This window comes from Mesorhizobium sp. Cs1321R2N1, assembly GCF_037179725.1.
Taxonomy (GTDB): Bacteria; Pseudomonadota; Alphaproteobacteria; order Rhizobiales; family Rhizobiaceae; genus Mesorhizobium; species Mesorhizobium salmacidum.
Genome location: NZ_JAPYKP010000003.1, coordinates 96,058 through 117,409, shown reverse-complemented (window position 1 = coordinate 117,409; position 21,352 = coordinate 96,058). Strand labels below are relative to the sequence as shown.

The 21,352-nt window shown below is 61.9% G+C and carries 25 protein-coding genes; 18 read left to right on the top strand and 7 right to left on the bottom strand.

Annotation, left to right across the window (positions count from 1 at the left end; genetic code table 11):
- The first annotated feature begins 284 nt into the window (after nt 1-284).
- Together O7A61_RS01785 and O7A61_RS01780 are read left to right on the top strand one after the other, a co-directional pair.
- Nucleotides 285-833, top strand: coding sequence for a hypothetical protein (locus O7A61_RS01785; protein WP_337128144.1), 549 nt, complete (start codon nt 285-287; stop codon nt 831-833).
- Nucleotides 833-1,174 carry a DUF6105 family protein gene (locus O7A61_RS01780; protein ID WP_027142588.1) on the top strand — a complete coding sequence of 114 codons (342 nt, stop codon included), beginning with the start codon at nt 833-835 and terminating at the stop codon, nt 1,172-1,174. Before O7A61_RS01785 ends, O7A61_RS01780 begins: the two co-directional genes overlap by 1 nt.
- On the opposite strand, the gene ruvX is transcribed toward O7A61_RS01780, so the two are convergent.
- Nucleotides 1,092-1,598 carry a Holliday junction resolvase RuvX gene (gene ruvX / locus O7A61_RS01775; protein WP_337128136.1) on the bottom strand — a complete coding sequence of 169 codons (507 nt, stop codon included), beginning with the start codon at nt 1,596-1,598 and terminating at the stop codon, nt 1,092-1,094. The genes O7A61_RS01780 and ruvX overlap by 83 nt on opposite strands.
- A 124-nt stretch (nt 1,599-1,722) precedes the next feature.
- Here ruvX and O7A61_RS01770 point away from each other — a divergent pair, with 124 nt between their 5' ends.
- From O7A61_RS01770 to O7A61_RS01745, 6 genes are all read left to right on the top strand, one after another.
- The gene (locus tag O7A61_RS01770; RefSeq protein WP_337128135.1) at nt 1,723-2,430 is read left to right on the top strand and encodes a metal-dependent hydrolase; all 708 of its coding nucleotides are present in this window, start codon (nt 1,723-1,725) and stop codon (nt 2,428-2,430) included.
- 54 nt (nt 2,431-2,484) lie between these two features.
- Nucleotides 2,485-2,871 (top strand): hypothetical protein, encoded by a 387-nt coding sequence (locus O7A61_RS01765; RefSeq protein ID WP_442921033.1) that lies wholly within the window; start codon nt 2,485-2,487, stop codon nt 2,869-2,871.
- A gap of 88 nt (nt 2,872-2,959) precedes the next feature.
- The gene (gatC, locus tag O7A61_RS01760; protein ID WP_337128133.1) at nt 2,960-3,247 is read left to right on the top strand and encodes an Asp-tRNA(Asn)/Glu-tRNA(Gln) amidotransferase subunit GatC; all 288 of its coding nucleotides are present in this window, start codon (nt 2,960-2,962) and stop codon (nt 3,245-3,247) included.
- Nucleotides 3,248-3,254: 7 nt separating this feature from the next.
- Nucleotides 3,255-3,710: a GNAT family N-acetyltransferase gene (locus O7A61_RS01755; RefSeq protein WP_337128132.1), complete on the top strand. Its 456-nt coding sequence runs from the start codon at nt 3,255-3,257 to the stop codon at nt 3,708-3,710.
- Nucleotides 3,710-5,275 carry an amidase gene (locus tag O7A61_RS01750; RefSeq protein ID WP_337128131.1) on the top strand — a complete coding sequence of 522 codons (1,566 nt, stop codon included), beginning with the start codon at nt 3,710-3,712 and terminating at the stop codon, nt 5,273-5,275. Before O7A61_RS01755 ends, O7A61_RS01750 begins: the two co-directional genes overlap by 1 nt.
- Before the next feature lie 108 nt (nt 5,276-5,383).
- Nucleotides 5,384-6,181, top strand: a complete 798-nt coding sequence (locus tag O7A61_RS01745) for a YdcF family protein (protein WP_337128130.1) — start codon at nt 5,384-5,386, stop codon at nt 6,179-6,181.
- Here the strand turns inward: O7A61_RS01745 and O7A61_RS01740 are convergent.
- Nucleotides 6,154-6,873: a DUF599 domain-containing protein gene (locus O7A61_RS01740; RefSeq protein WP_337128129.1), complete on the bottom strand. Its 720-nt coding sequence runs from the start codon at nt 6,871-6,873 to the stop codon at nt 6,154-6,156. The two genes, O7A61_RS01745 and O7A61_RS01740, sit on opposite strands and share 28 nt — an antisense overlap.
- Before the next feature lie 170 nt (nt 6,874-7,043).
- Between O7A61_RS01740 and O7A61_RS01735 the strand changes: the two genes are divergently transcribed.
- The 3 genes from O7A61_RS01735 to O7A61_RS01725 all read left to right on the top strand — a co-directional run bounded on the left by O7A61_RS01735 (nt 7,044) and on the right by O7A61_RS01725 (nt 9,976).
- Nucleotides 7,044-8,447, top strand: coding sequence for an L-serine ammonia-lyase (locus O7A61_RS01735; protein ID WP_337128128.1), 1,404 nt, complete (start codon nt 7,044-7,046; stop codon nt 8,445-8,447).
- A 76-nt stretch (nt 8,448-8,523) separates the two neighbouring features.
- Complete coding sequence (locus tag O7A61_RS01730) at nt 8,524-8,961, top strand: DUF1489 family protein (RefSeq protein ID WP_337128127.1); 438 nt, start codon at nt 8,524-8,526, stop codon at nt 8,959-8,961.
- A gap of 313 nt (nt 8,962-9,274) precedes the next feature.
- Nucleotides 9,275-9,976 carry a DnaJ domain-containing protein gene (locus O7A61_RS01725; protein WP_337128126.1) on the top strand — a complete coding sequence of 234 codons (702 nt, stop codon included), beginning with the start codon at nt 9,275-9,277 and terminating at the stop codon, nt 9,974-9,976.
- 46 nt (nt 9,977-10,022) lie between these two features.
- On the opposite strand, the gene O7A61_RS01720 is transcribed toward O7A61_RS01725, so the two are convergent.
- Nucleotides 10,023-11,444, bottom strand: coding sequence for a D-alanyl-D-alanine carboxypeptidase family protein (locus tag O7A61_RS01720; protein ID WP_337128125.1), 1,422 nt, complete (start codon nt 11,442-11,444; stop codon nt 10,023-10,025).
- Between the two features lie 284 nt (nt 11,445-11,728).
- Between O7A61_RS01720 and O7A61_RS01715 the strand changes: the two genes are divergently transcribed.
- The 3 genes from O7A61_RS01715 (at nt 11,729) to clpA (ending at nt 15,117) form a co-directional block, all read left to right on the top strand.
- Nucleotides 11,729-12,058 carry a phasin family protein gene (locus tag O7A61_RS01715; RefSeq protein ID WP_337128124.1) on the top strand — a complete coding sequence of 110 codons (330 nt, stop codon included), beginning with the start codon at nt 11,729-11,731 and terminating at the stop codon, nt 12,056-12,058.
- 254 nt (nt 12,059-12,312) lie between these two features.
- On the top strand, nt 12,313-12,642 hold the full coding sequence (gene clpS / locus O7A61_RS01710) for an ATP-dependent Clp protease adapter ClpS (protein WP_010909565.1): 330 nt from the start codon (nt 12,313-12,315) through the stop codon (nt 12,640-12,642).
- Between the two features lie 6 nt (nt 12,643-12,648).
- Nucleotides 12,649-15,117 carry an ATP-dependent Clp protease ATP-binding subunit ClpA gene (clpA, locus tag O7A61_RS01705; protein ID WP_140768279.1) on the top strand — a complete coding sequence of 823 codons (2,469 nt, stop codon included), beginning with the start codon at nt 12,649-12,651 and terminating at the stop codon, nt 15,115-15,117.
- A 193-nt stretch (nt 15,118-15,310) separates the two neighbouring features.
- On the opposite strand, the gene O7A61_RS01700 is transcribed toward clpA, so the two are convergent.
- The 4 genes from O7A61_RS01700 to O7A61_RS01685 all read right to left on the bottom strand — a co-directional run bounded on the left by O7A61_RS01700 (nt 15,311) and on the right by O7A61_RS01685 (nt 18,448).
- Nucleotides 15,311-15,742, bottom strand: coding sequence for an HIT family protein (locus O7A61_RS01700; protein WP_140505492.1), 432 nt, complete (start codon nt 15,740-15,742; stop codon nt 15,311-15,313).
- Between the two features lie 231 nt (nt 15,743-15,973).
- Nucleotides 15,974-17,185 (bottom strand): GNAT family N-acetyltransferase, encoded by a 1,212-nt coding sequence (locus O7A61_RS01695; protein ID WP_337128123.1) that lies wholly within the window; start codon nt 17,183-17,185, stop codon nt 15,974-15,976.
- A gap of 55 nt (nt 17,186-17,240) precedes the next feature.
- Nucleotides 17,241-17,969 (bottom strand): glycerophosphodiester phosphodiesterase, encoded by a 729-nt coding sequence (locus tag O7A61_RS01690; RefSeq protein WP_337128143.1) that lies wholly within the window; start codon nt 17,967-17,969, stop codon nt 17,241-17,243.
- Between the two features lie 14 nt (nt 17,970-17,983).
- Entirely contained in the window at nt 17,984-18,448 is a 465-nt protein-coding gene (locus O7A61_RS01685) for a RidA family protein (protein WP_337128122.1), read from the bottom strand.
- 139 nt (nt 18,449-18,587) lie between these two features.
- Between O7A61_RS01685 and O7A61_RS01680 the strand changes: the two genes are divergently transcribed.
- The 4 genes from O7A61_RS01680 (at nt 18,588) to rpsB (ending at nt 21,295) form a co-directional block, all read left to right on the top strand.
- Entirely contained in the window at nt 18,588-19,418 is an 831-nt protein-coding gene (locus O7A61_RS01680; RefSeq protein ID WP_027142607.1) for a cell envelope integrity EipB family protein, read from the top strand.
- Nucleotides 19,419-19,449: 31 nt separating this feature from the next.
- On the top strand, nt 19,450-19,728 hold the full coding sequence (locus O7A61_RS01675; RefSeq protein WP_027142608.1) for a DUF4031 domain-containing protein: 279 nt from the start codon (nt 19,450-19,452) through the stop codon (nt 19,726-19,728).
- The gene (locus tag O7A61_RS01670; RefSeq protein ID WP_337128121.1) at nt 19,725-20,336 is read left to right on the top strand and encodes a LysE family translocator; all 612 of its coding nucleotides are present in this window, start codon (nt 19,725-19,727) and stop codon (nt 20,334-20,336) included. Before O7A61_RS01675 ends, O7A61_RS01670 begins: the two co-directional genes overlap by 4 nt.
- Before the next feature lie 176 nt (nt 20,337-20,512).
- The gene (gene rpsB / locus O7A61_RS01665; protein WP_337128120.1) at nt 20,513-21,295 is read left to right on the top strand and encodes a 30S ribosomal protein S2; all 783 of its coding nucleotides are present in this window, start codon (nt 20,513-20,515) and stop codon (nt 21,293-21,295) included.
- Nucleotides 21,296-21,352 lie beyond the last annotated feature (57 nt).

Here is a 21,352-nt window from a genome sequence, read left to right as displayed (position 1 = left end):
CGGCGGCGGCCGAGTTGCGCCGGCTGGGGGCAGGGCGGATCGCCGACGCTTTCGTCGAGACGCGGCTCGCGGGCCAGTGGCGCAATACCTACGGTATGCTCGATTCTCGTCACGATGCGCGCATGATCATCGATACGCTCTATCCGCCGGTGAATTGACGGCGATGCCACTCATCATCCGAGGGAATCTTCATCGGCCCAGCCGCCGTTAACCTTAACAAATGGTTTCCATTGCGGCAGCGCACCGCAAAGCCCACTGTCATTCCTGTCGAAGCAGGAATCACGATGCGACACGTATTGACCTCCTTTCTGTCCGTGCACTGGGCGATCGTTTTCGGCCTGCTCGCGCTGATCTGTATCGATGGAAATCGAGGTGTGGCGGCGGCTCTTGGCGTACTCGGGGTGGCCGTCGAGAGCACCCGATTGATCAATCTCGAGAATATCGTCGTGGTCGCTCCGCTGGCGACCGCGTTGCTGGTCGTGGCGGTGCTGTTCTTCTGGGCCTTTGTCGATACGCTGATCAACGACGCGTCCAGCCCGGGCGCCGATAGCGTCATTCGCATCGCCTTTATTTCAGCTTCCGGCGTGATGTCGATGATCCTGATCGGCGGCGCGGCCCAAGGCATCAACGGTCTGTTCATGGTTGTGGCCGTGCAACTGGCCGCACTTCTGGCTTCCTATGTCGCGATGCTCGCCGAACGGCATTCGGTACCTGCGTTGGATGAGGACGAATTCCACGCCACGGCGCACGGCATGGCGAAGGCCGCGGCGCATAATTCACTGCTCTCCCTGATATCGGGCCGGACCGGCTCGAACGGCAAGGGAGGTCGCTGATGCGCTACATCTTCGCGTTGTGGGCGGGCCCGATGGCGCTGTTCTGGGGCTGGTTCTATCTGTCGGCCAACGACATGAATTTCGGCTACGTCATGCTCAGCCGGCAGATGCACGACTTCTTCTTCCAGCTCTATGGTCAGATACTCGGTATCGATCCAGCGATCATCCCCGGTATGGTGGCCAAGACCTGCATCTTCGACGGTTTTCTGCTTATGGCGCTGTGGGCGTTTCGCCGCCGCAGTGAGATCATCGGCTGGATCAGGCAGAGGTCGGTGGTTCAGGTTCCCTTCGATCGGCTGCATCGAGCGACTGAAGCCGGTCCAAAACTCCCTGCAGAATAAAGGCGGCTGCCGCCGAATCGATCTTGCCGGCGCGTTTGGCGCGCGAGAAGTCCATTTCGATCAGCGTCCGTTCGGCCGCGACCGTCGACAGCCGCTCATCCCAGAACACGAAGGGCAGGTCACTCAGCTGCGCCATGTTGCGCACGAAGGCGCGCGATTTCTGTGCGCGTGGGCCTTCCGACCCATCCATGTTGATCGGCAGTCCGATCGCCACCGCACCGACATTCTCCTTCTCCAGCAACGCCAAAAGGACGGCGGCATCGAGCGAGAATTTCTTTCTGAGGATGACCGGGCGGGGATGAGCGAAGGAGAAACCCCGGTCGGAAACCGCGACGCCGATCGTCTTGTCGCCGAGATCGAGCCCCGCCAGGGTCTTGCCATGGGCGAGCCGTGCCGGCAATTGCTCAATCGTGATGATAGCCAACGGGTTTCCCTCGCCTTTTCAGCGCCACGCGCCTTTTCGGATGCGCGGCGGACATTATACCCTTTGATATCTGGGCTATCGGCGTTCTATCGTCTGGCTCGGCAAAAATCGAGGAAATGCATTCATGAAACTGACCTGGTACGGCCACTCGGCCTTCCGCATCGAAACCGGTGCCGCGAAAATCCTGATCGACCCTTATCTGATCGGCAACCCATCCTGGACAAGCGATTGGGAAGGGCCGGCCGAAGGGATCACGCATGTTCTTTTGACACACGGGCATAGCGACCACATCAGCGGCGCGCTGGAAGTGCTCGGCAAGAGCGGCGCCCAACTGGTCGCCAATTTCGAGATCTGCATGTACCTGGTCGGCAAGGGCGTCAGCGACAAGAAGATCAATCCCGGCAATATCGGCGGCACGGTCGATTGCGGCGGCTTCACCACCACCTTCGTCCAGGCGCTGCACTCTTCCTCGTTTGGCGAAGAGGGTGGCAAGAACGTCTATCTCGGCAATCCGGGTGGGCTGGTTCTGCATTTCCCGGAAGACAAGACGCTCTACCACATGGGCGATACCGACATCTTTTCCGACATGGCGCTGATCAACGAGCTGCACGAGCCGAAGATCGGTATAGTTCCGATCGGCGACCGCTTCACCATGGGCGGCGCGGTGGCGGCCCTTGCCTGCCGCCGCTTCTTCAAGTTCGACACGGTTGTCCCTTGCCATTTCGGCACGTTTCCGATGATCGATCCGACGCCTGAGAAGTTCGAAGCCGGCATGGAAGGATCCGGCGTCAAGGTCGCATTGCCGAAGATCGGGGAAACGATTACCATCTAGAAACAACCAAAGCGGAACAAATCCATGGTGTTGGGGCGATCTCTTTGCGTGTCGATGTTTGTCGCGGCGTCGCCCGCGCTCGCTGCGGATGATTTCATCGAAGGCGTCTATCTCCAGTCCGAGGAACTTTGCGTGCAGGCTAAAAAGGACACGCTGCAGACGCTTGTCGATGCCGGCAACACCGTGCTTTCGAAGAATGGCCTGCAAGGCGTGGAATACAATTGCGAGTTCGTGCAGGTCAGCAAGGCGACGCGCTCGCCGAGCTGGGCGGTGACGGCCATCTGCCAGGAACCGGGCTATGTCTTTCCCGATGTCCTGTCGGTGACGCGGATCAGCCCGACGCAGCTCGATCTCGTCTCGGTCCGGCCCATCGACGATGAGAGCGAGGCGAGCGGTAACAGCGGCAGCTATTATCTGTGCGAAGGCGTTGACCTGCCATGAAGCTGTTTGCCCGATTGTCGGCCGGCGCATGTTGCGCGCCGCGCGCCGCGCCGCTATAGCGCGGACTGGTTTTTCCCGAGGCGAATACATGTCCGTTGATGTCAAGACAGTGAAGCGCGTCGCGCATCTCGCCCGCATCGCAGTGAGCGTGGAAGATGCCGAGCGCATGACCGGCGAGTTGAACGCCATACTGGGCTTCGTCGAGCAGTTGAACGAGGTCGATGTTTCCGGCGTCGAACCAATGACCTCGGTGACGCCGATGGAGATGAAGAAGCGCGGGGATGTCGTCACCGACGGCAACAAGGCGGCTGACATCGTCGCCAACGCACCGGCGACCGACGAGAATTTCTTCCTCGTGCCGAAGGTCGTGGAGTAAGGCGCCGATGGCAATCGAGATCGCCATCGAGACGCCGCTGCAGGACGACGTGCGCGGCCTGGTCAGGGAACTCAACGAAACCTTGCTCGAATTGACACCGCCGGAGCATTGCTACCATCTGACGGCCGAGCAGATGGCGGGCCATGACACGACCGTTTTCATCGCCCGCGACAACGGCACCGCCATTGGGTGTGGAGCGCTGAAGCGCCATGGCGGCGCCATTGGCGAGGTCAAGCGCATGTATATCAGGCCGTCGCATCGCGGTCAGCGGATCGGTGCCAGGATTGTGGAACGCGTTGAAGCCTTGGCGCGCGGTGAAGGCCTCAAGCGGCTGGTGCTGGAGACCGGCGATCGCCATCCCGCCGCCTGGACCGTCTATGAACGTGCTGGCTTCTCGCGTTGCGGCCCGGTGCTGGATTATCCCGATTCCGAGTGGTCGGTGTTTTACGAAAAGAGCCTTTGATGAGCGACCTGACCCATCTGACGATTTCGCAGGCCCGCGCCAAGCTGCGCGCCAAGGAGATCACCGCGACCGAGATCACCGAGGCCTATCTCTTGGCGATCGATCGCGCCAATCCGACGCTCAATGCCTATGTCGCGGTGACCGGCGACAAGGCGCGCGACATGGCCAAGACGTCGGACGCCAGGCTGCTCAAGGGCGAGGGCGGTGCGCTGGAAGGCATTCCGCTCGGGATCAAGGACCTGTTTGGCACCGAAGGCGTCCACACCCAGGCTTGCAGCCACGTGCTCGACGGCTTCAAGCCGCGCTATGAATCGACTGTCACATCCAATCTGTGGGCCGACGGCGCGGTCATGCTGGGCAAGCTCAACATGGACGAATTCGCCATGGGCTCGTCCAACGAGACCTCCTACTATGGCCCGGTCATCAACCCGTGGCGGCGTTCGCGCCTCGATACGGTGGTGATGCCGACGACACATCAGGGTGACGGCGGCTTCGTTTCGGCCGGCGGCACGAAAACCCAGCGCAGCCTCGACAATGCACAGCTGGTGCCGGGGGGTTCTTCCGGCGGTTCGGCGACCGCTGTGTCGGCCTTCCTGTGTGCAGGCGCAACCGCCACCGATACCGGCGGTTCTATACGCCAGCCGGCCGCCTTCACCGGCACGGTCGGCATCAAGCCGACCTATGGCCGCTGCTCGCGCTGGGGCATCGTCGCCTTTGCCTCGTCGCTCGACCAGGCCGGGCCGATCGCCCGCGACGTGCGCGACGCCGCGATCCTGCTCAAGTCGATGGCCTCGGTCGATCCGAAGGACACGACGTCCGTCGACCGGCCGGTGCCGGACTATGAGGCTGCGATCGGCAAGCCGATCAAGGGGATGAAGATCGGCATTCCCAAGGAATACCGCGTCGACGGCATGCCGGAGGAGATCGAGGCGCTGTGGCAGAAGGGTATTGCTTGGCTCAGGGATGCCGGTGCCGAGATCGTCGACATCTCCCTGCCGCACACCAAGTATGCGCTTCCGGCCTATTACATCGTGGCGCCCGCCGAGGCTTCTTCCAACCTTGCCCGCTATGACGGCATCCGCTACGGCTTGCGCCTGCCGGGCAAGGACATCGTCGAGATGTACGAGAAGACCCGCGCCGCTGGCTTCGGCCGCGAGGTCAAGCGCCGCATCATGATCGGTACCTATGTGCTGTCGGCCGGCTATTACGACGCCTACTATCTGCAGGCTCAGAAGGTGCGCAATCTGATCAAGCGCGACTTCGAAAACGTCTTCGCCGCCGGAGTCGATGTCATCCTGACACCGGCTACACCGTCCGCCGCCTTTGGCATAGCCGACGAGGACATGGCCGCCGATCCGGTCAAGATGTATCTCAACGACATTTTCACGGTCACCGTGAACATGGCCGGCCTGCCGGGCATTGCCGTGCCCGCCGGCCTCGATCCCAAGGGATTGCCGCTCGGCCTGCAACTGATCGGCAGGCCCTTCGAGGAAGAGACATTGTTCCAGACCGCCGCCGTCATCGAGCAGGCGGCCGGCTCATTCCAGCCGGAGAAGTGGTGGTAAGGGTATCGCTCGCCTGACGCATGATACCGAAAATCGCGATCGATTTTCGGAGAGAATCATGCGCAAACCAAAGCATTACAGAGCCCTTGATGCCGTAAGGGTTGAGCGATGTTCTACTATCTTTCCAAGATCTTCTGGTTCTTCATCCAGCCGCTTAACCTGACGATCTTCCTGCTTTTGGCGGGGCTGATCACCGGGACGATCGGCCGGCGGCGACTTGCCGTCACCGGCAGCGTGCTGGCGTTTCTGATCCTTGCGCTGTCGGCTTGGACGTCGCTCGGCGCCATGATGCTCAATCCGCTGGAGGAACGCTTTCCCAAGCCGCCGCTGCCGGAGAAGGTAGACGGCATCGTCGTGCTCGGTGGCGGCTTCGAGGGCGCCATCAACCTCGCGCGTGGCGGCTATGAATTGAACAGCAGCGGCGATCGCATGGTCGAGACCGCAATCCTCGCCCGGCGTTTCCCGCAGGCAAAGGTGGTCGTCTCCGGTGGAAACGGCTCACTGTTCTTCGACGGCGAAGGTGATGCCGACACCGCTCCGCGCCTGCTCGAGGCGCTGGGTGTCCCGGCCGATCGGCTGATCCTCGAAGACAAATCCCGCAACACCTACGAGAATGCGGTCTTCAGCCACGAACTGGTCAAACCCAAACCGGGCGAGACATGGCTACTGGTGACATCAGCCTTTCACATGCCACGCGCCAAGGCGCTGTTCGATAAGGCCGGTTTTTCAACCGTTTCCTGGCCGGTCGACTATCGCACCTCCGGTCGGGAAGGCATCGGGCTGTTTCGCGACAATGCGGCCGATTCAGTGCAGAACACGACCATGGCCGTCCGCGAGTGGATCGGACTTTTCGCCTATTGGCTTTCCGGGCGTATCGATCAGCCGTTTCCGGCGCCGGGCGGCTGACCGATCACGGCGCGCCGCGCCGCCGAGAAGAACTGGCGCCGTATCAGGACGGCCAGCAGCAGAAGCGTCGACAGCACGAACACCACCGGATCGACGAACCAGCCGAGATAGCCGATCGAGAAGAACACGCCGCGCAAGCCCGAATTGAAATGCTTGCCGGCCAGCATATTCATTTGCGTCGCGCGCCACACAGCCGTTTGCGTGACGGGATTGCGCGAGGCTTCGCCATGTGGGATCGGCACGGCGCCGATCAGGATCGAGCAGTAATTGAACAGCCTGTAGGCCCAGCCGAATTTGAAGAAGGAAAAGGCCAGGATCAGCACCAGTCCCAGCACCTTGATCTGAAAAGCCGAGCGCGACGGCGCGCCGCCCAAGGGCAGGGTGCTCAGCACCTCAAGCACCCGGTCGGACGCGCCAAGCAGGGCGAAACAGCCGCCGAGCGCGATCAGTGAACTGGAGGCGAAGAAGGCGGTTCCCTGCTGCAGGCCGCTCATGATGGCGGTGTCGACGATGCGGATCTCACGCTCGGCCATGGCGCGCATCCAGGCCTCGCGTTGGGCATTCATGGCAGTCGTCAGCGACATGCGGCTAACCAGCTTGCCATCGGAAGCAAGCGTGTGCAGCACCCATGCGAGGAGGAAAAAGCCCAGCGCCGCGAGATCGGCCGTCGAAAGATAGGAGGAATCGCCCATAGGGTGAATTTATCACATCTTGATCGCTTCGATCGCCGCATGCAGCGTCGGGTAATCAATGTCGCTGCCGGAGCAAACAAGGTCGGCAGGTGCTGCGCCGCGATTGTCAAAAGAGCGGAAACATCTCGGGAATTCCTATATGTAGTCCTCGACATGATCCAGGAGACAGCGTGTTCCTTTCGGTTTTCGACCTGTTCAAGATCGGCATCGGCCCCTCGAGCTCGCACACGATGGGGCCTATGACGGCTGCGCGCCGGTTTCTCGACGAGGTCGCGGGCGACGACTGGCCGCGGCCCGCCGGTGCCAAGGTCGACCGCATCGGCGCCAGCCTGCATGGCTCGCTCGCCTATACCGGCATCGGCCATGGCAGCGACCGTGCCGTCATTCTCGGCCTTGCCGGCCAGACGCCGCAAACGGTCGACCCCGACCAGGCCGACGGCATCATCAGCCGCATCACCGCCGACAAGCTGGTTTCACCGCCCGGCCACCCATCCTACCATTTTGACCCTGCCACCGATCTGGTGCTCGACCGCAAGAGGCCGCTCACCGGTCATGCCAACGGCATGGCGTTCTACGCCTACGACGCTGGCGGCCGGTTGCTGCTCAAGCGCATCTACTATTCGATCGGCGGTGGCTTCGTCGTTTCGGAAGAAGAGCTGCAGCGGATGAAGGCGAAAGGCTCGGTCACGACCGAGGGCAAGAAGGTGCCGTATCCCTTCAAGAACGCGGTCGAGATGCTGAAGATGGCGGCCAAGAGCGGCCTTTCCATCGCCGACATGAAGCGCGCCAATGAGGAAACGCAGATGTCGCGCGAGGCGCTCGACACCGGTCTCGACGCTATCTGGGACGCGATGAAGGGCTGCATCGACCGCGGCCTGTCGCAGGACGGCATCATGCCAGGCGGGCTGAAGGTGCGGCGGCGCGCCAGGCAACTGCATGACAAGCTGCAGGAACAGTGGCAGCAGAACCGGCCGAACCCGCTGCTCGCCAATGACTGGCTGTCGATCTATGCGATGGCCGTAAACGAGGAAAATGCGGCCGGCGGGCGTGTCGTCACCGCGCCGACCAATGGCGCGGCCGGCACGCTGCCGGCGGTGCTGCGCTACTGGCTGCATTTCCATCCCGAGGCCGACCAGCCGAGCATCCGCGACTTCCTGCTGACGGCAGCGGCTGTCGGCGGCATCATCAAGTCCAATGCGTCGATCTCCGGCGCCGAAGTCGGCTGCCAGGGCGAGGTCGGCTCAGCCTCGGCGATGGGCGCCGCCGGCCTGTGCGCGGTCATGGGCGGCACGCCCGAACAGGTCGAGAATGCCGCCGAGATCGCGCTCGAACATCATCTCGGCATGACCTGCGACCCGGTCGGCGGGCTGGTCCAGGTGCCATGTATCGAGCGCAACGCGCTGGGTGCCGTCAAGGCGGTGACGGCCGCGTCACTGGCCATCAAAGGCGACGGCGTGCATTTCGTGCCGCTCGATGTCGCGATCGAGACCATGCGCCAGACCGGGCTCGACATGAACGAAAAGTACAAGGAAACCAGCCTTGGCGGGCTGGCGGTCAACGTCGTGGAGTGTTGAGGGCTGGCCCAAACCGGCTCTGTGGAGAAGTCCGTCAGGCCGTTGACGTCTCGGCGCTCCGGACTAACCTTAGCGAATGGCTCTCAATCTCCTAAAGCTTTGCGTCGGCTGCGACAGTGTCGAGGATCTCGAAGAGTGGATCGCCTTCCGTCTTGACGAGCGCCGCCGTGCCGGTGAGCCAGCCGAACACTGGCACACTACCCGCATGGTGCCGACGCGTGGCGACGAGGTCACCGATGGCGGCTCACTCTATTGGGTTATCAAGGGCAGCGTGCAATGCCGCCAATTGATCACGGAGATACGGCCGTTCATCGATGACGAGGGCATCGGCCGCTGCCATTTGATGCTCGATCCCGAGGTGGTGCGTACCGACTGGCAGCCGCGCCGCGCCTTCCAGGGCTGGCGCTATCTGAAGCCAGCGGACGCTCCGGCCGATCTCGGCAAGGGTAAGGCGGGATTGGTCGAGATGCCGCCGAAACTCAGGCGCGAGCTGGCCGAACTCGGCTTGCTCTAACGCATGTCGCCCATAAAGACAAAGCCTCTGAAGCGCGTCGCATAGGTCCGTTTCGACGCGACGTGCTTTAGACATTTTCTGGCCCTCAATCTTGCCTCGTGCTGGACTTGCAAGCGACGGGACAACGCCACATCTTCAAATCCATGCGCGATGAAGAACCGTCGAAGTCGACACAGGCCGCGGCGTTGCGGAACCAGTTCGCACGATGGTCCTCTTCCAGCCCGGGTAAAGGCCATGATTCTGGCGCAGAAAAAGTGTTGAAGGACATCACGCGGCTGTCCAGGCGGACAGGATACCTGCGGGGCGATGGGAAATGTTAGGCGCAATTATCGTTGTGGTCGCGTTGTTGCTAGTGCTCCTGGGGGTAGCCACGGCCTTTCTCCGCGCGGATCCGGCGCAACTCGCAAGCGGGATGAGAAGCTTGGGGCCGATCCTGCTGGCGCTGGTCGGCGGCGCCGTGCTCGTGGTAGGGCGTCAAGCCATCGGCGGCATCATCCTGTTCGTGGCAATCGCCTGGTACGGCGCCACGCGTACGGGCCGGCCAAATGCCAGGCCGGTTGCTGGAAAACGCTCAACCGTGCGGACAGCGGCACTCGAGATGGAACTCGATCATAATACGGGCGGCCTTGAAGGGCTGGTTCTGGCCGGCCGCCACGATGGCAAGATGCTCGGCTCGATGACCCTTGCGGAATTGCAGCATCTCTACCGCGAGCTCTCCGGCGATCCGGAGAGCCGGCAGTTGCTAGAGACGTATCTTGACGGCAGATTTCCCGTCTGGCGCAAACACGCTGAGACGAACGGTGGCGAAGGGCTGGGTGTTGCGCCAAGTCCGGGCGCCATGACTAAGGAGGAGGCCTACAAGGTCCTTGGTCTTGAAGCGGGGGCCGCCGCGGCGGATGTCCGCAAGGCGCACCGCCGCCTGATGCAGCGCCTGCACCCCGATATCGGCGGCACGTCTTTCCTGGCGGCGCGGATTAACGAAGCCAAGGACGTCTTGCTCTCCAATCACAACTAGTCTCCTTCGACGCAAAATTTTTCCGGGAGATACCTTCCACGCGGTCCTATTGCTGGACGGCGTAGCACTCGATTTTCTTCTTCTTCAAAGCGGTGCAGGCCTTCCACGCGGCATCCTTCGACCCAAAGCCGCCGAAACGCGCGCGGTAGTAGGTGACGCCGTCCTTGTCGAAAGCGACGGTGAAGCCGGAAGCGTCGGCCAGCACCTTGGGAGCCTGCTTGGTTGTGTTGTCGAGGAAAGCCTGGGCTTCGGACTGCTTCGGCGAGGAAGCGACCTGGATGGCCCAGCCTGACGGGACCGACGCGGTGTTGACCGGATCAACGGCCGGGGCGGGCTCTGCATAGGCAGCCACGACCTGTGCGGTGGCGACCTTGGGGGCGGAGACGATGACCGTCTTCACCTTCTTTGCCGGGACAACCAGCTTGGGTGCCTCTGCCTCGGCTGTATCCTCGTCCTCGCTGTCGCCCTGGGCAACGGTCGCGTCGTCCGCGACGGCCGTATCGGCTTCCGCCACGGCAACCGGCTTTTCGTCGGGGGTCGGCGCGTCATGCTTGGGCAGGAGAACCTTCGCAAGTGCGCTGATGGGATTGCTGTCCGCCTTGGCGACCAGATCGCCGCCACCGCGGGTCGATGCCCTCGGCAAATAGGCGTTGATCAGACCAGCCATCTGGTTGTCGCGGCTGCCGCCCGACGTGCCACCCATGACAACGGCGACAAGGCGGCGGTTGCCGTCAGATACGGACGAGACGAGATTGAAGCCGGAGGCGCGGGTATAGCCGGTCTTGATGCCGTCGACGCCCTTGATGCGTCCGAGCAGGCGGTTGTGCCCATTGATGCGCTGGCGACCGTAGAGAAAGGAGCGCTGCGCGAAATAGCCGTAGTACTGGGGAAAATGTTCCCTGAGCGCGATCCCGAGCGTGGCCATGTCGCGCGCTGTGGTGAACTGCCCCGGGTCGGGCAGGCCGTTGGCGTTGCGGAAGACGGTGCCGTTCATGCCGAGCTGCCGCGCCTTGGCCGTCATCATGCGGGCGAAATTGGTTTCGTTGCCGCCGAGCATCTCGCCGAGCGCGGTCGCCGAGTCGTTGGCCGACTTCGTGACTATCGACAGGATCGCGGTCTCGACCGCGACCGATCCGCCCGGCTTCACGCCGAGTTTGGTCGGCGCCTCGGCGGATGCATGGGCTGAAAACACGACTGGCGTGTTTCTGCTGATCTTGCCCTTCGCCATCGCTTCGAAGGTCAGATAGAGCGTCATCATCTTGGTCAGCGAGGCAGGATAGCGCCGACCATCGGCATTGGCCGAGTAGAGCACTTTGCCGGTCTTGGCGTCGACGACGATGGCTGCCGATTTTGCCGCGAACGACGAGGCGCCACCCGCGATGACGAATGTCATCGCCATGGCGAGGATCATGATCGTTTTGAGAGGGGACGCGGATTTGGAAACGATGTCCGACAACGCCTGACGCACTGGTAGTTCCTTTGAATTTCTCGTTGCGCTGGAGGCGGCAAAGGGATCCTGCCTCGCTTCCGGCCAAGCTAGCGGGGCAGCGTTACCAATCCGTTTATGGTAACCGCCGCGTTCACCATTTTCTGGCGGTTTGAGCCTTCCTTTATTTGAATTTTAGCCATTGCCGCCGCCAGTGCGGCCGCGAGCCCCTGAATTCTTGACTTTTGTGCGACGCACAATATATATTATGCATTGCACAACGGCGCTCGGGGCAGGGCGCGTCAACCGTCCAGGGAGAGTACGAAATGAGCCAGACCTATGAGGACTTCAGCAAATACGGCAAGGAGTTCACTGACACCGGATTGAGGAGCTTCGCCTCTTTGTCCAAGGGCGCGCAGGCGATCGCCACCGAGGCCGGCGAATACACCAAGAAGAGCCTTGAAGCCGGCAGCGCCGCGGTCGAGAAGCTGTTCTCGGCCAAGTCGCTGGACAAGGCGATCGAGATTCAATCCGACTATGCCAAGCAGTCCTACGAGGCGTTCGTTGCCGAGGCCACCAAGATTGGCGACCTCTATGCCGAACTCGCCAAGGAAGCCTACAAGCCGTTCGAATCGATCGTTGCCAAGGCGAAATAATTTTCACCCGAGAATTCCATATCCGGCCCTTTGGGCGCGGGACAAAACCCGGTCGTGGAAACGCGGCCGGGTTTTTTCATGTCAACGCTTCACGATCGCGAAATTCCGCCAAGTTGGTCACCTAGCCATATTGTCAGCTAACCAGAAGGGCTTAAAATCGTCCATCGAACACCTACATGTGAAACTCGCATGAGGATTCGAAGAGGCAGGAATACGTGACGATCGGTTTGACTGCCACGAGACGAGTGGCGCGGATGCAAAACGGCGGCGGCGACGGCAATGAGGCCGGCCGCGGGACGGCCGTCATCACGCGCACCAAAACCAAGACCAAGAAGCCCAGCCTTTACCGGGTCCTCATCCTCAACGACGACTACACTCCGATGGAGTTCGTGGTTCACGTGCTGGAGCGTTTTTTCCAGAAGGACCGCGAAGCTGCCACACGCATCATGCTTCATGTTCACAATCATGGAGTGGGCGAGTGCGGGGTCTATACATTCGAGGTGGCCGAGACCAAAGTGTCTCAGGTCATGGATTTCGCCCGACAGAATCAGCATCCGCTGCAATGCGTGATGGAGAAGAAGTGAGGTAACATGCCGGCTTTCTCCCAAGGCCTGGAAAAGGCGCTTCATCAAGCGCTAACGCTCGCCAACGAGCGGCACCATGAATATGCAACCCTTGAACACCTGCTGCTCGCGCTCATCGACGACACCGAGGCGGCCGCCGTCATGCGCGCCTGCAACGTCGATCTTGACGAGCTGAAGCATACCGTTCTGACCTACATCGACACCGAGCTCGACAATCTGGTCACCGGCTACGATGAGGATTCCAAACCGACCGCCGGTTTCCAGCGCGTCATCCAACGCGCGGTGATCCATGTGCAGTCATCTGGCCGCGAGGAAGTGTCGGGTGCCAACGTGCTCGTCGCCATCTTCGCCGAGCGCGAAAGCCATGCCGCTTATTTCCTGCAGGAACAGCAGATGACCCGCTACGACGCGGTCAACTACATCTCGCATGGCATCGCCAAGCGTCCGGGCGCGTCCGAGAGCCGCACCCCGCGCGGCGCCGATGACGAGCAGGGCGGCCAGAACGGTGCCGAGCCCCAGGAGGAAGGCGGCAAGAAGAAGCAGCAACAGGACGCGCTGACCGCCTATTGCGTCAACCTCAACAACAAGGCCAAGGCCGGCAAGATCGATCCGCTGATCGGCCGCGAGAGCGAGATCAACCGCACCATCCAGGTGCTGTGCCGCCGTTCCAAGAACAACCCGCTCTATGTCGGTGACCCCGGAGTCGGCAAGACGGCGATCGCCGAAGGCCTGGCCAAGCGCATCGTCGAGGGCGACGTGCCGGAAGTGCTGCACAATGCCACCATCTTCGCGCTCGACATGGGCACGCTTTTGGCCGGCACCCGCTATCGCGGTGACTTCGAGGAACGGCTGAAGCAGGTCGTCAAGGAGCTCGAGGACTATCCGGGCGCCGTGCTGTTCATCGACGAGATTCACACCGTGATCGGTGCGGGTGCCACGTCAGGCGGCGCCATGGATGCGTCGAACCTGTTGAAGCCGGCTCTGTCGTCGGGTGCGATCCGCTGCATCGGTTCGACCACCTACAAGGAGTTCCGCCAGTTCTTCGAGAAGGACCGCGCGCTGGTGCGGCGCTTCCAGAAGATCGACGTCAACGAGCCGACCATCGAGGACGCCATCGAGATCATGAAGGGCCTGAAGCCCTATTATGAGGAATTCCACAAGGTGAAGTTCACCAACGAGGCAATCAAGGCCTCGGTTGAGCTGTCGGCGCGCTACATCAACGACCGCAAGCTGCCGGACAAGGCGATCGACGTGATCGACGAGACCGGCGCCTCGCAGATGCTGGTGCCGGAGGCCAAGCGCAAGAAGACGATCGGTATCAAGGAGATCGAAGCGACGATCGCCACCATGGCGCGCATCCCGCCGAAAACGGTTTCGGCCGATGACGAGAAGGTGCTGCAGGGCCTGGACATCGAGCTCAAGCGCGTCGTCTACGGCCAGGACACCGCCATCACCGCGCTGACCTCGGCGATCAAGCTGGCGCGTGCCGGCCTGCGCGAACCGGAGAAGCCGATCGGCTCCTACCTGTTCTCAGGTCCGACCGGCGTCGGTAAGACCGAAGTCGCCAAGCAGTTGGCCGCCTCGCTCGGTGTCGAACTGATCCGTTTCGACATGTCGGAATATATGGAACGCCACACCGTCTCGCGGCTGATCGGCGCGCCTCCCGGCTATGTCGGCTTCGACCAGGGCGGCCTTTTGACCGACGGTGTCGACCAGCATCCGCACTGCGTACTGCTGCTCGACGAGGTCGAAAAGGCGCATCCGGACCTGTTCAACATCCTGTTGCAGGTGATGGACCACGGCAAGCTGACCGACCACAACGGCAAGCAGATCGACTTCCGCAATGTCATCCTGATCATGACCACCAATGCGGGCGCATCCGATGCGCAGCGCGCGGCGATCGGTTTCGGTTCGACCAAGCGCGAAGGCGACGATGTCGAAGCGATCAACCGGCTGTTCACGCCGGAATTCCGCAACCGTCTCGATGCGATCATTCCGTTCGGCTCGCTGCCGGTGCCGGTCATCCACCAGGTGGTGCAGAAGTTCGTCATGCAGCTGGAAGCCCAGCTTTCCGAGCGTGGCGTCACCTTCGACCTGTCGCCGGACGCGATCGCCTGGCTCGCCGACAAGGGCTATGACGAACGCATGGGCGCGCGTCCGCTCGGCCGCGTCATCCAGGAGCACATCAAGAAGCCGCTGGCCGACGAAGTGCTGTTCGGCAAGCTGAAGAAGGGCGGCACGGTGCGCGTCACCGTCGAGAAGAAGGAAACCGGCGAGACCGGCCTCAAGCTCGAATCGCTCGCCGACGAGGCGCCGGTGAAGCCGAAGAAGGAAGAGCCGGAAGACGCGCCGAAGCCCTCCAAGGCCGTTGCCAGGAAGCCTGCGGCAAAGAAGGTCGTGGCGCAGAAGCCCGAGCCCAAGGGCAAGGACGGCGGCAAGCGCAGCTTGGTGCCGCAACTGCCCAGAAAGAACTGAACCTGACAAAAGTTGAAGAGAGCCCCGGAAACGGGGCTTTTTTCATTGGGACGACGAGGTGGCGCGTTCAGGAAGTCGAGCACCCGGGCCCTCGGGGAGGCTTCTGCCTAAGGACTGATGCAACGCCCCCGCCCGAGCGCGATCGAACGGCTCACGCGAGCGGCCGGTTCTCTCCGCGAAATGATGCGCGGAATCAGCTTCCCAGCGCGGCGCGGATCTTGTCTGCGTTCCGCGCCAGCACTTCCGGATTCTCCATCGCGCCCGTATGTGGCTTCAGCGGGATGCTGTCGAAGCGCGGGATGACATGCACGTGAAGATGATAGACGGTCTGCCCCGAAGCAGGTTCATTGAACTGCATGACGGTGACGCCGTCGGCGTCAAATGCTTTGCGGACGGCTCGCGCCACTTTCTGGACCACCGTGAAAAGCGGGCCGAACGTTGACGGATCGGCGTCGAGCAGGTTGCGCGACGGCACCTTCGGCATCACCAGTGTATGCCCCGGCCCCTGCGGCATCACATCCATGAAGGCCACGACCGCTTCGTCCTCATAGATGCGGTGCGAGGGTATTTCGCCGCGCAGGATTTTTGCGAAGATGTTGTCGGTGTCATAGGCGGTCTCAGTCATGGCGAACGCTCCGGAGTTTGCCTTGCCGTCCGGTGTAGCGAAGCCGCCTCCGAGCGGCAAGACGGAGCTGCGGGGCGATCCGCCGAGATCGACCATGGCGGCGTCTACGAGCGCGCGATGAAAGCGTCTTTTGCGCGACGACACGCTGTCGAAATAAGGTGCGGCGCAGTCGTTCAGCAAGGCGGCCCGTGTGGCGGACACCGGTCGACCGGAAGCCCGCCGGCCAGCCTGCTATTCCTCGAGATCTTTGCGGAACGGGGTATGTTCTTCCAGGTATTCGCCCATCCGCTCCACTTCGCGCCGCTCGCGCCCGAGATAATCGGCGACCGCTTTGCGCAGGCCGGGGTGGGCAATGTAATGCGCCGAATGCATGGTCACCGGCCGGTAGCCGCGCGCCAGCTTGTGTTCGCCTTGCGCGCCTGCTTCGACCACCTTCAACTTGCGTTCGATGGCGAAGTCGATGGCCTGGTGATAGCAGACCTCGAAATGCAGGTAGGGGTGATCCTCGATGCAGCCCCAGTTGCGGCCGTAGAGCGCGTCGGAGCCGATGAAGTTGATGGCGCCGGCAATGTAGCGCCCGTTGCGTTTGGCCATCACCAGCAGGATGTCGTCCGCCATGCGTTCGCCGATCAGCGAAAAGAACTGGCGGTTCAGGTAGGGGCGGCCCCATTTGCGGCTGCCGGTGTCCATATAGAAGGCGAAGAAGTCGTCCCAGGCCTTTTCGGTCAGGTCCTTGCCGATCAGCCAGTCGATCGTGATGCCGTCGGCAAGCGCTTCGCGCCGTTCTTTCTTCATCGCCTTGCGCTTGCGCGAGGCAAGCGTGGCGAGGAAGTCGTCATAGGTGGAAAAGCCTTCGTTGAAGAAATGGAATTGCTGATCGGTGCGATGCAGGAAGCCCGCGGCCTCCAGCATCGCGACGTCGCTTTCCTGCGCGAAGGTGACATGGGCCGAGGATATGCCGAGCTTGTCGGTCACCATTTTGAGCCCGGCGGCAAGCCCGGCCTTAACCGCGTCCTGATCCTCGCCTTTGCCGACCAGCAGGCGAGGGCCGGTGACCGGCGTGAACGGCACGGCACTTTGCAGTTTTGGATAGTAGTGGCCGCCGGCGCGCTCGAAGGCATCCGACCAGCCGTGATCGAACACATATTCACCCTGGCTGTGCGATTTGAGATAGCAGGGAATAGCGCCGAGCAGCCTGCCTTGCGCGGTTTCCAGCCGCAGGTGATGGCCTTGCCAGCCAGTGCGCCGCACGGCGCAGCCCGAATCCTCCAGAGCACTCAAAAACGCGAATGAAACGAGCGGGTTATATCCGGCCGCGTCGCCGCGCGTGGTCCCGGCAAAGCCGTTCCATTCATCGCAGGTAAAGGCGCCTATGCCCGCGGCGATGCGGATCGAATAGCCCGCATTCGCCGATTGTCCGTCGCAGTCGTCGCCCTGATCCATGAGGCTTATTTAAGCTCCATTCGGGCCGCTACAAGTCACGTTTCGGGCACCCTGCTCAGGCGACTTTGACCAGGTCGGGTTCGAACCCTTCGAACGTCATCTGGTCGGCATATCTAAAGGTCAGGTCGACCGCCGGCTGGTCATGCACCGTCCAGGTAATGACAGGCATTTTGAGCTTTTCGCGCACGAAGCTGACAAACGGGTTCGGCAGATCGCCGGCGGCATAGGAGGTAAAGGAGAGTTCGTGCGCCAGCATGGAAAAATGTGCTTCGATCAGCTTGGCGTCCTTGCCATAGGCAGTCAATCCAGCCGGAACGCCGGGCGCGTGCCTGGGGAAATCGCGGATCAGCCAGTGATCGAACGACATGATCGCCGCCTTGCCCTTGTAGCGCTTCAGCATCTTGCCGACGCGCGCCACCAGGCCCTCATCGCGACCGGGAGTTCCTTTCAGCTCGACGACCATGGGCACGTGGCCGTCGACGAGGTCGAGCGTTTCCTGCAGCGTCGGCACGTGATCCGCCGTGCCGCCGACCTTGAGCGCGGCAAGTTCGGCCGCGCTGCGTTGCCAGACGAAACCGTCCTGCCCTGTCAGCCGTTGCAGATCGTCATCATGGATGACGATGGGAACGCCATCCGACGACAGATGCACGTCGCATTCGATCGCGTAGCCGCGTTCGGCCGCGGCGGCGAAGGCGGAAAGCGTGTTTTCCCAGCGCGACTTGTTCATGTCGTGAAAGCCGCGATGGGCAACCGGCCGGGCAGTCAGCCAGGAGAGGTCGGTCATGTCCGCACCTTCACTCATTCGACTTCAAAGATCGCTTCGATTTCCACCGCGGCATTAAGCGGCAGGGAGGCGGTGCCGACGGCGGAGCGTGCGTGCTTGCCGCTTTCGCCAAGCGCGGCAACCAGGAAATCGGACGCGCCGTTGGCGACCAGATGCTGTTCGACGAAGTCGGGCGCCGACGCCACGAAGACGGTGATCTTCACCAGACGGCGGATCTTCTCGAGGTCGCCAAGTGCCGCCTTGGCTTGCGCCAGGATGTTGATGGCGCAGTATTTCGCCGCGTTCCTGCCGCTTGCCGTGTCGACGTCGCGGCCGAGCAGGCCGCTCGCCTGCAACTTGCCGTCCTTAAGCGGCAATTGTCCCGCCGTGAACAGCAGGTTGCCGGTCCTGCAATAGGGCACGTAGTTGGCGGCAGGCGCGGCGGCAACAGGAAGCGTCACGCCGAGATCACTTAGCCGCTTTTCGATTGTTTCACTCATTGCTTTTCCCTATTGCTGGAAGGTGCCGCGCTGGCCGGGCCGAAATTGCTATTTTTGCCTCGCTTCCGCCACGACTTTTTTTAAGCTGGACCATCTTTCCCTGCGGCCCTGCCATCAGCCGCGACGATTGGAGTACCTCATGCGCGCAGCGCGCCTTGCATTCCACGCCGTTCTGTTGTCGGCGCTGTTCCCTGTGGGCTCCGCTTTCGCCGTACCGGCGCTGCAGGCGCATCGCGCCGTCTACGATCTCACCCTCAAGAAGGCGGATGATCGATCCGGCATCACCGGTATCACCGGCCGTATGGTCTACGAGTTCAACGGCTCGGCCTGCGAAGGCTACACGGTGAAATTCCGTTTCGTCACGCAGATCGCGACCAGCGACAACACGAAGCTGACCGACCAGCAGACCACCACCTTCGAGGACGCGGAAGGCAAGGTGTTTTCTTTCGTAACGAAGTCCTTCGTCGACCAGAACCTCGACAAGGAGGTCAAGGGCGTCGCGACAAAGAATGCCAAGGGGCTGAAGGTCGATATCGACAAGCCGGAGAAGAACAGTCTTGAACTCGCGGCCACCCAGTTTCCGACCCAGCATCTGGTCGAGTTGATCGGCAAGGCCGAAAAAGGCGAAAACTTCTATCAAACCAACCTGTTCGACGGGTCGGAGGACGCCAACAAGGTGATGACGACCACGGTTGTCGTCGGCAAGAAGACCGAAGCCGACAAGGCCGATCCGGAAGCGCCGGCACTGGCGAAGCTTGCCACCGACAAATACTGGCCGGTCGACATCGCCTATTTCGACGACAGTGCGCAGAAGGGCGAGGAAGTGCCGGAATACCGGATCAGCTTCAAGCTGCACGAAAACGGCATCACCCGTGATCTCGTCATGGACTATGGCGACTTCTCCATGACCGGCAAGCTGGTCAACCTGTCGCTGTTCGACCAGACAAAGCCTTGTCCCGTATCGAAGTAGCAGCGATGCGCAAGTGAACTGGCCGGGCTTGATGGCGGTCTATGTCGATGCGGCGATCTGGAAGTGGGCAGGCCATCGCTGGTGCCATTTGATGGCCGACGACACCGAAGAACTGCATCGGTTCGCATCCCGGCTTGGCGTGAAGCGCTCGTCCTACCAGGGGCCGCCCAGGACATCGGCGCCACACTATGACATAACCGGTTTCGAGCGCGACCGCGCGGTGCGGCTCGGCGCCATCGAATGCAGCCGCGAGGAGATCGTCGCGATCTTCAGGCGCGTGCGGGTACCCAACGGAAAGGCCCGGTCATGACTCCAACGGCATTTTTCGCGTATTGCGCAGCCGTCACACTCGCCGCCGCCACACCGGGGCCAGCGATGTTCACGGTCATCACCAATGGCGTGTCGCGTGGTTTTCTTCGCGCCTTCATGGCCGGCGTGGGGGTCGCCGCCGGCGATGCCGTGCTGGTCACTCTGGCACTGCTCGGGCTGGTAGCCCTGGCCCAGACATTCGAATGGATATTCCTCCTGCTTAAATATGCAGGCGCCGCCTACCTGATTTTTCTCGGCATCAGGATGTGGCGGGCCTCGGCCACGCAACCGAACGGGTCGCAGACGGCACAGGCGAGACTGTCGCGATTCTTCTTCCTTGGCGCGTCCATTGCGCTGGGGAACCCGAAGGCGATCCTGTTCCATGCCTCGATCATGCCGCTGATCCTCGATCTCGACACGCTGACGTTTGTCGATGGCCTGCTGGTGGTGGCCGTCGTTATCAGCGTCAATATCCTCACCATGGGTGTCTATGCCGCGCTGGCGGGCCAGGCCTCGGGCTGGTTCAGGACGCCCCGGCGCATGCGACTGATGAACAGGTTCGCCGGCAGTGCCATGATGGGCACCGGAGCGCTGATTGCCGCACGCTGAGCGGAAAGCGTCACACGGCTTGCGTTTATCGCGCTTCCCCTCTATATGCCCGCTCATTCCACACACGGACTTTGGTGTCTGCCCGGGAGAAATCCGGCTGAAACCTCCGGTGGCGTTCGAGGACTTCGTTCAAAAAATGCCTGTGTCCGTGGAGGCTAACCGGAAAGGAAATGAGAATGGCACTGCCTGATTTCAGCATGCGCCAGCTTTTGGAAGCTGGCATTCACTTCGGCCACCAGACCCACCGCTGGAACCCGAAGATGGCGCCCTACATCTACGGCGCCCGCAACAACATCCACATCATCGACCTCTCGCAGACGGTGCCTTTGCTGCACCAGGCGCTGAAGCAGGTTTCCGACACCGTTGCCAAGGGCGGCCGCGTGCTGTTCGTCGGCACCAAGCGCCAGGCGTCCGACATCGTCGCCGATGCCGCGCAGCGTTCGGCCCAGTACTACGTCAATTCGCGTTGGCTCGGCGGCATGCTGACCAACTGGAAGACGATCTCGAACTCGATCCAGCGCCTGCGCAAGCTCGACGAGATGCTGGCCGGCGAGGCGCAAGGCCTGACCAAGAAGGAACGCCTGAACCTCGACCGCGAGCGCGAGAAGCTCGACAAGGCGCTCGGCGGTATCAAGGACATGGGCTCGACGCCCGACCTGATGTTCGTGATCGACACCAACAAGGAAGCGATCGCCATCCTCGAGGCCAAGCGCCTGGGCATCCCGGTCGTTGCCATCATCGATTCGAACTGCGATCCGGACAAGATCGATTTCCCGATCCCCGGCAATGACGACGCGGCCCGCGCCATCCAGCTTTATTGCGATCTGATCGCCAAGGCCGCGATTGACGGCATCGCCCGTCAGCAGGGCGCGCTCGGCATGGATATCGGCGCTTCGGTCGAAGCTCCGGTCGAGCCGGCACTCGATACGGCTCCTGCGTCGGAAGCCCCAGAGGCTTGATAGTCGAAGGCCGGTTTGCGGCCTTCATCTTTCTCATATTTTGGCACGCTAAACAGA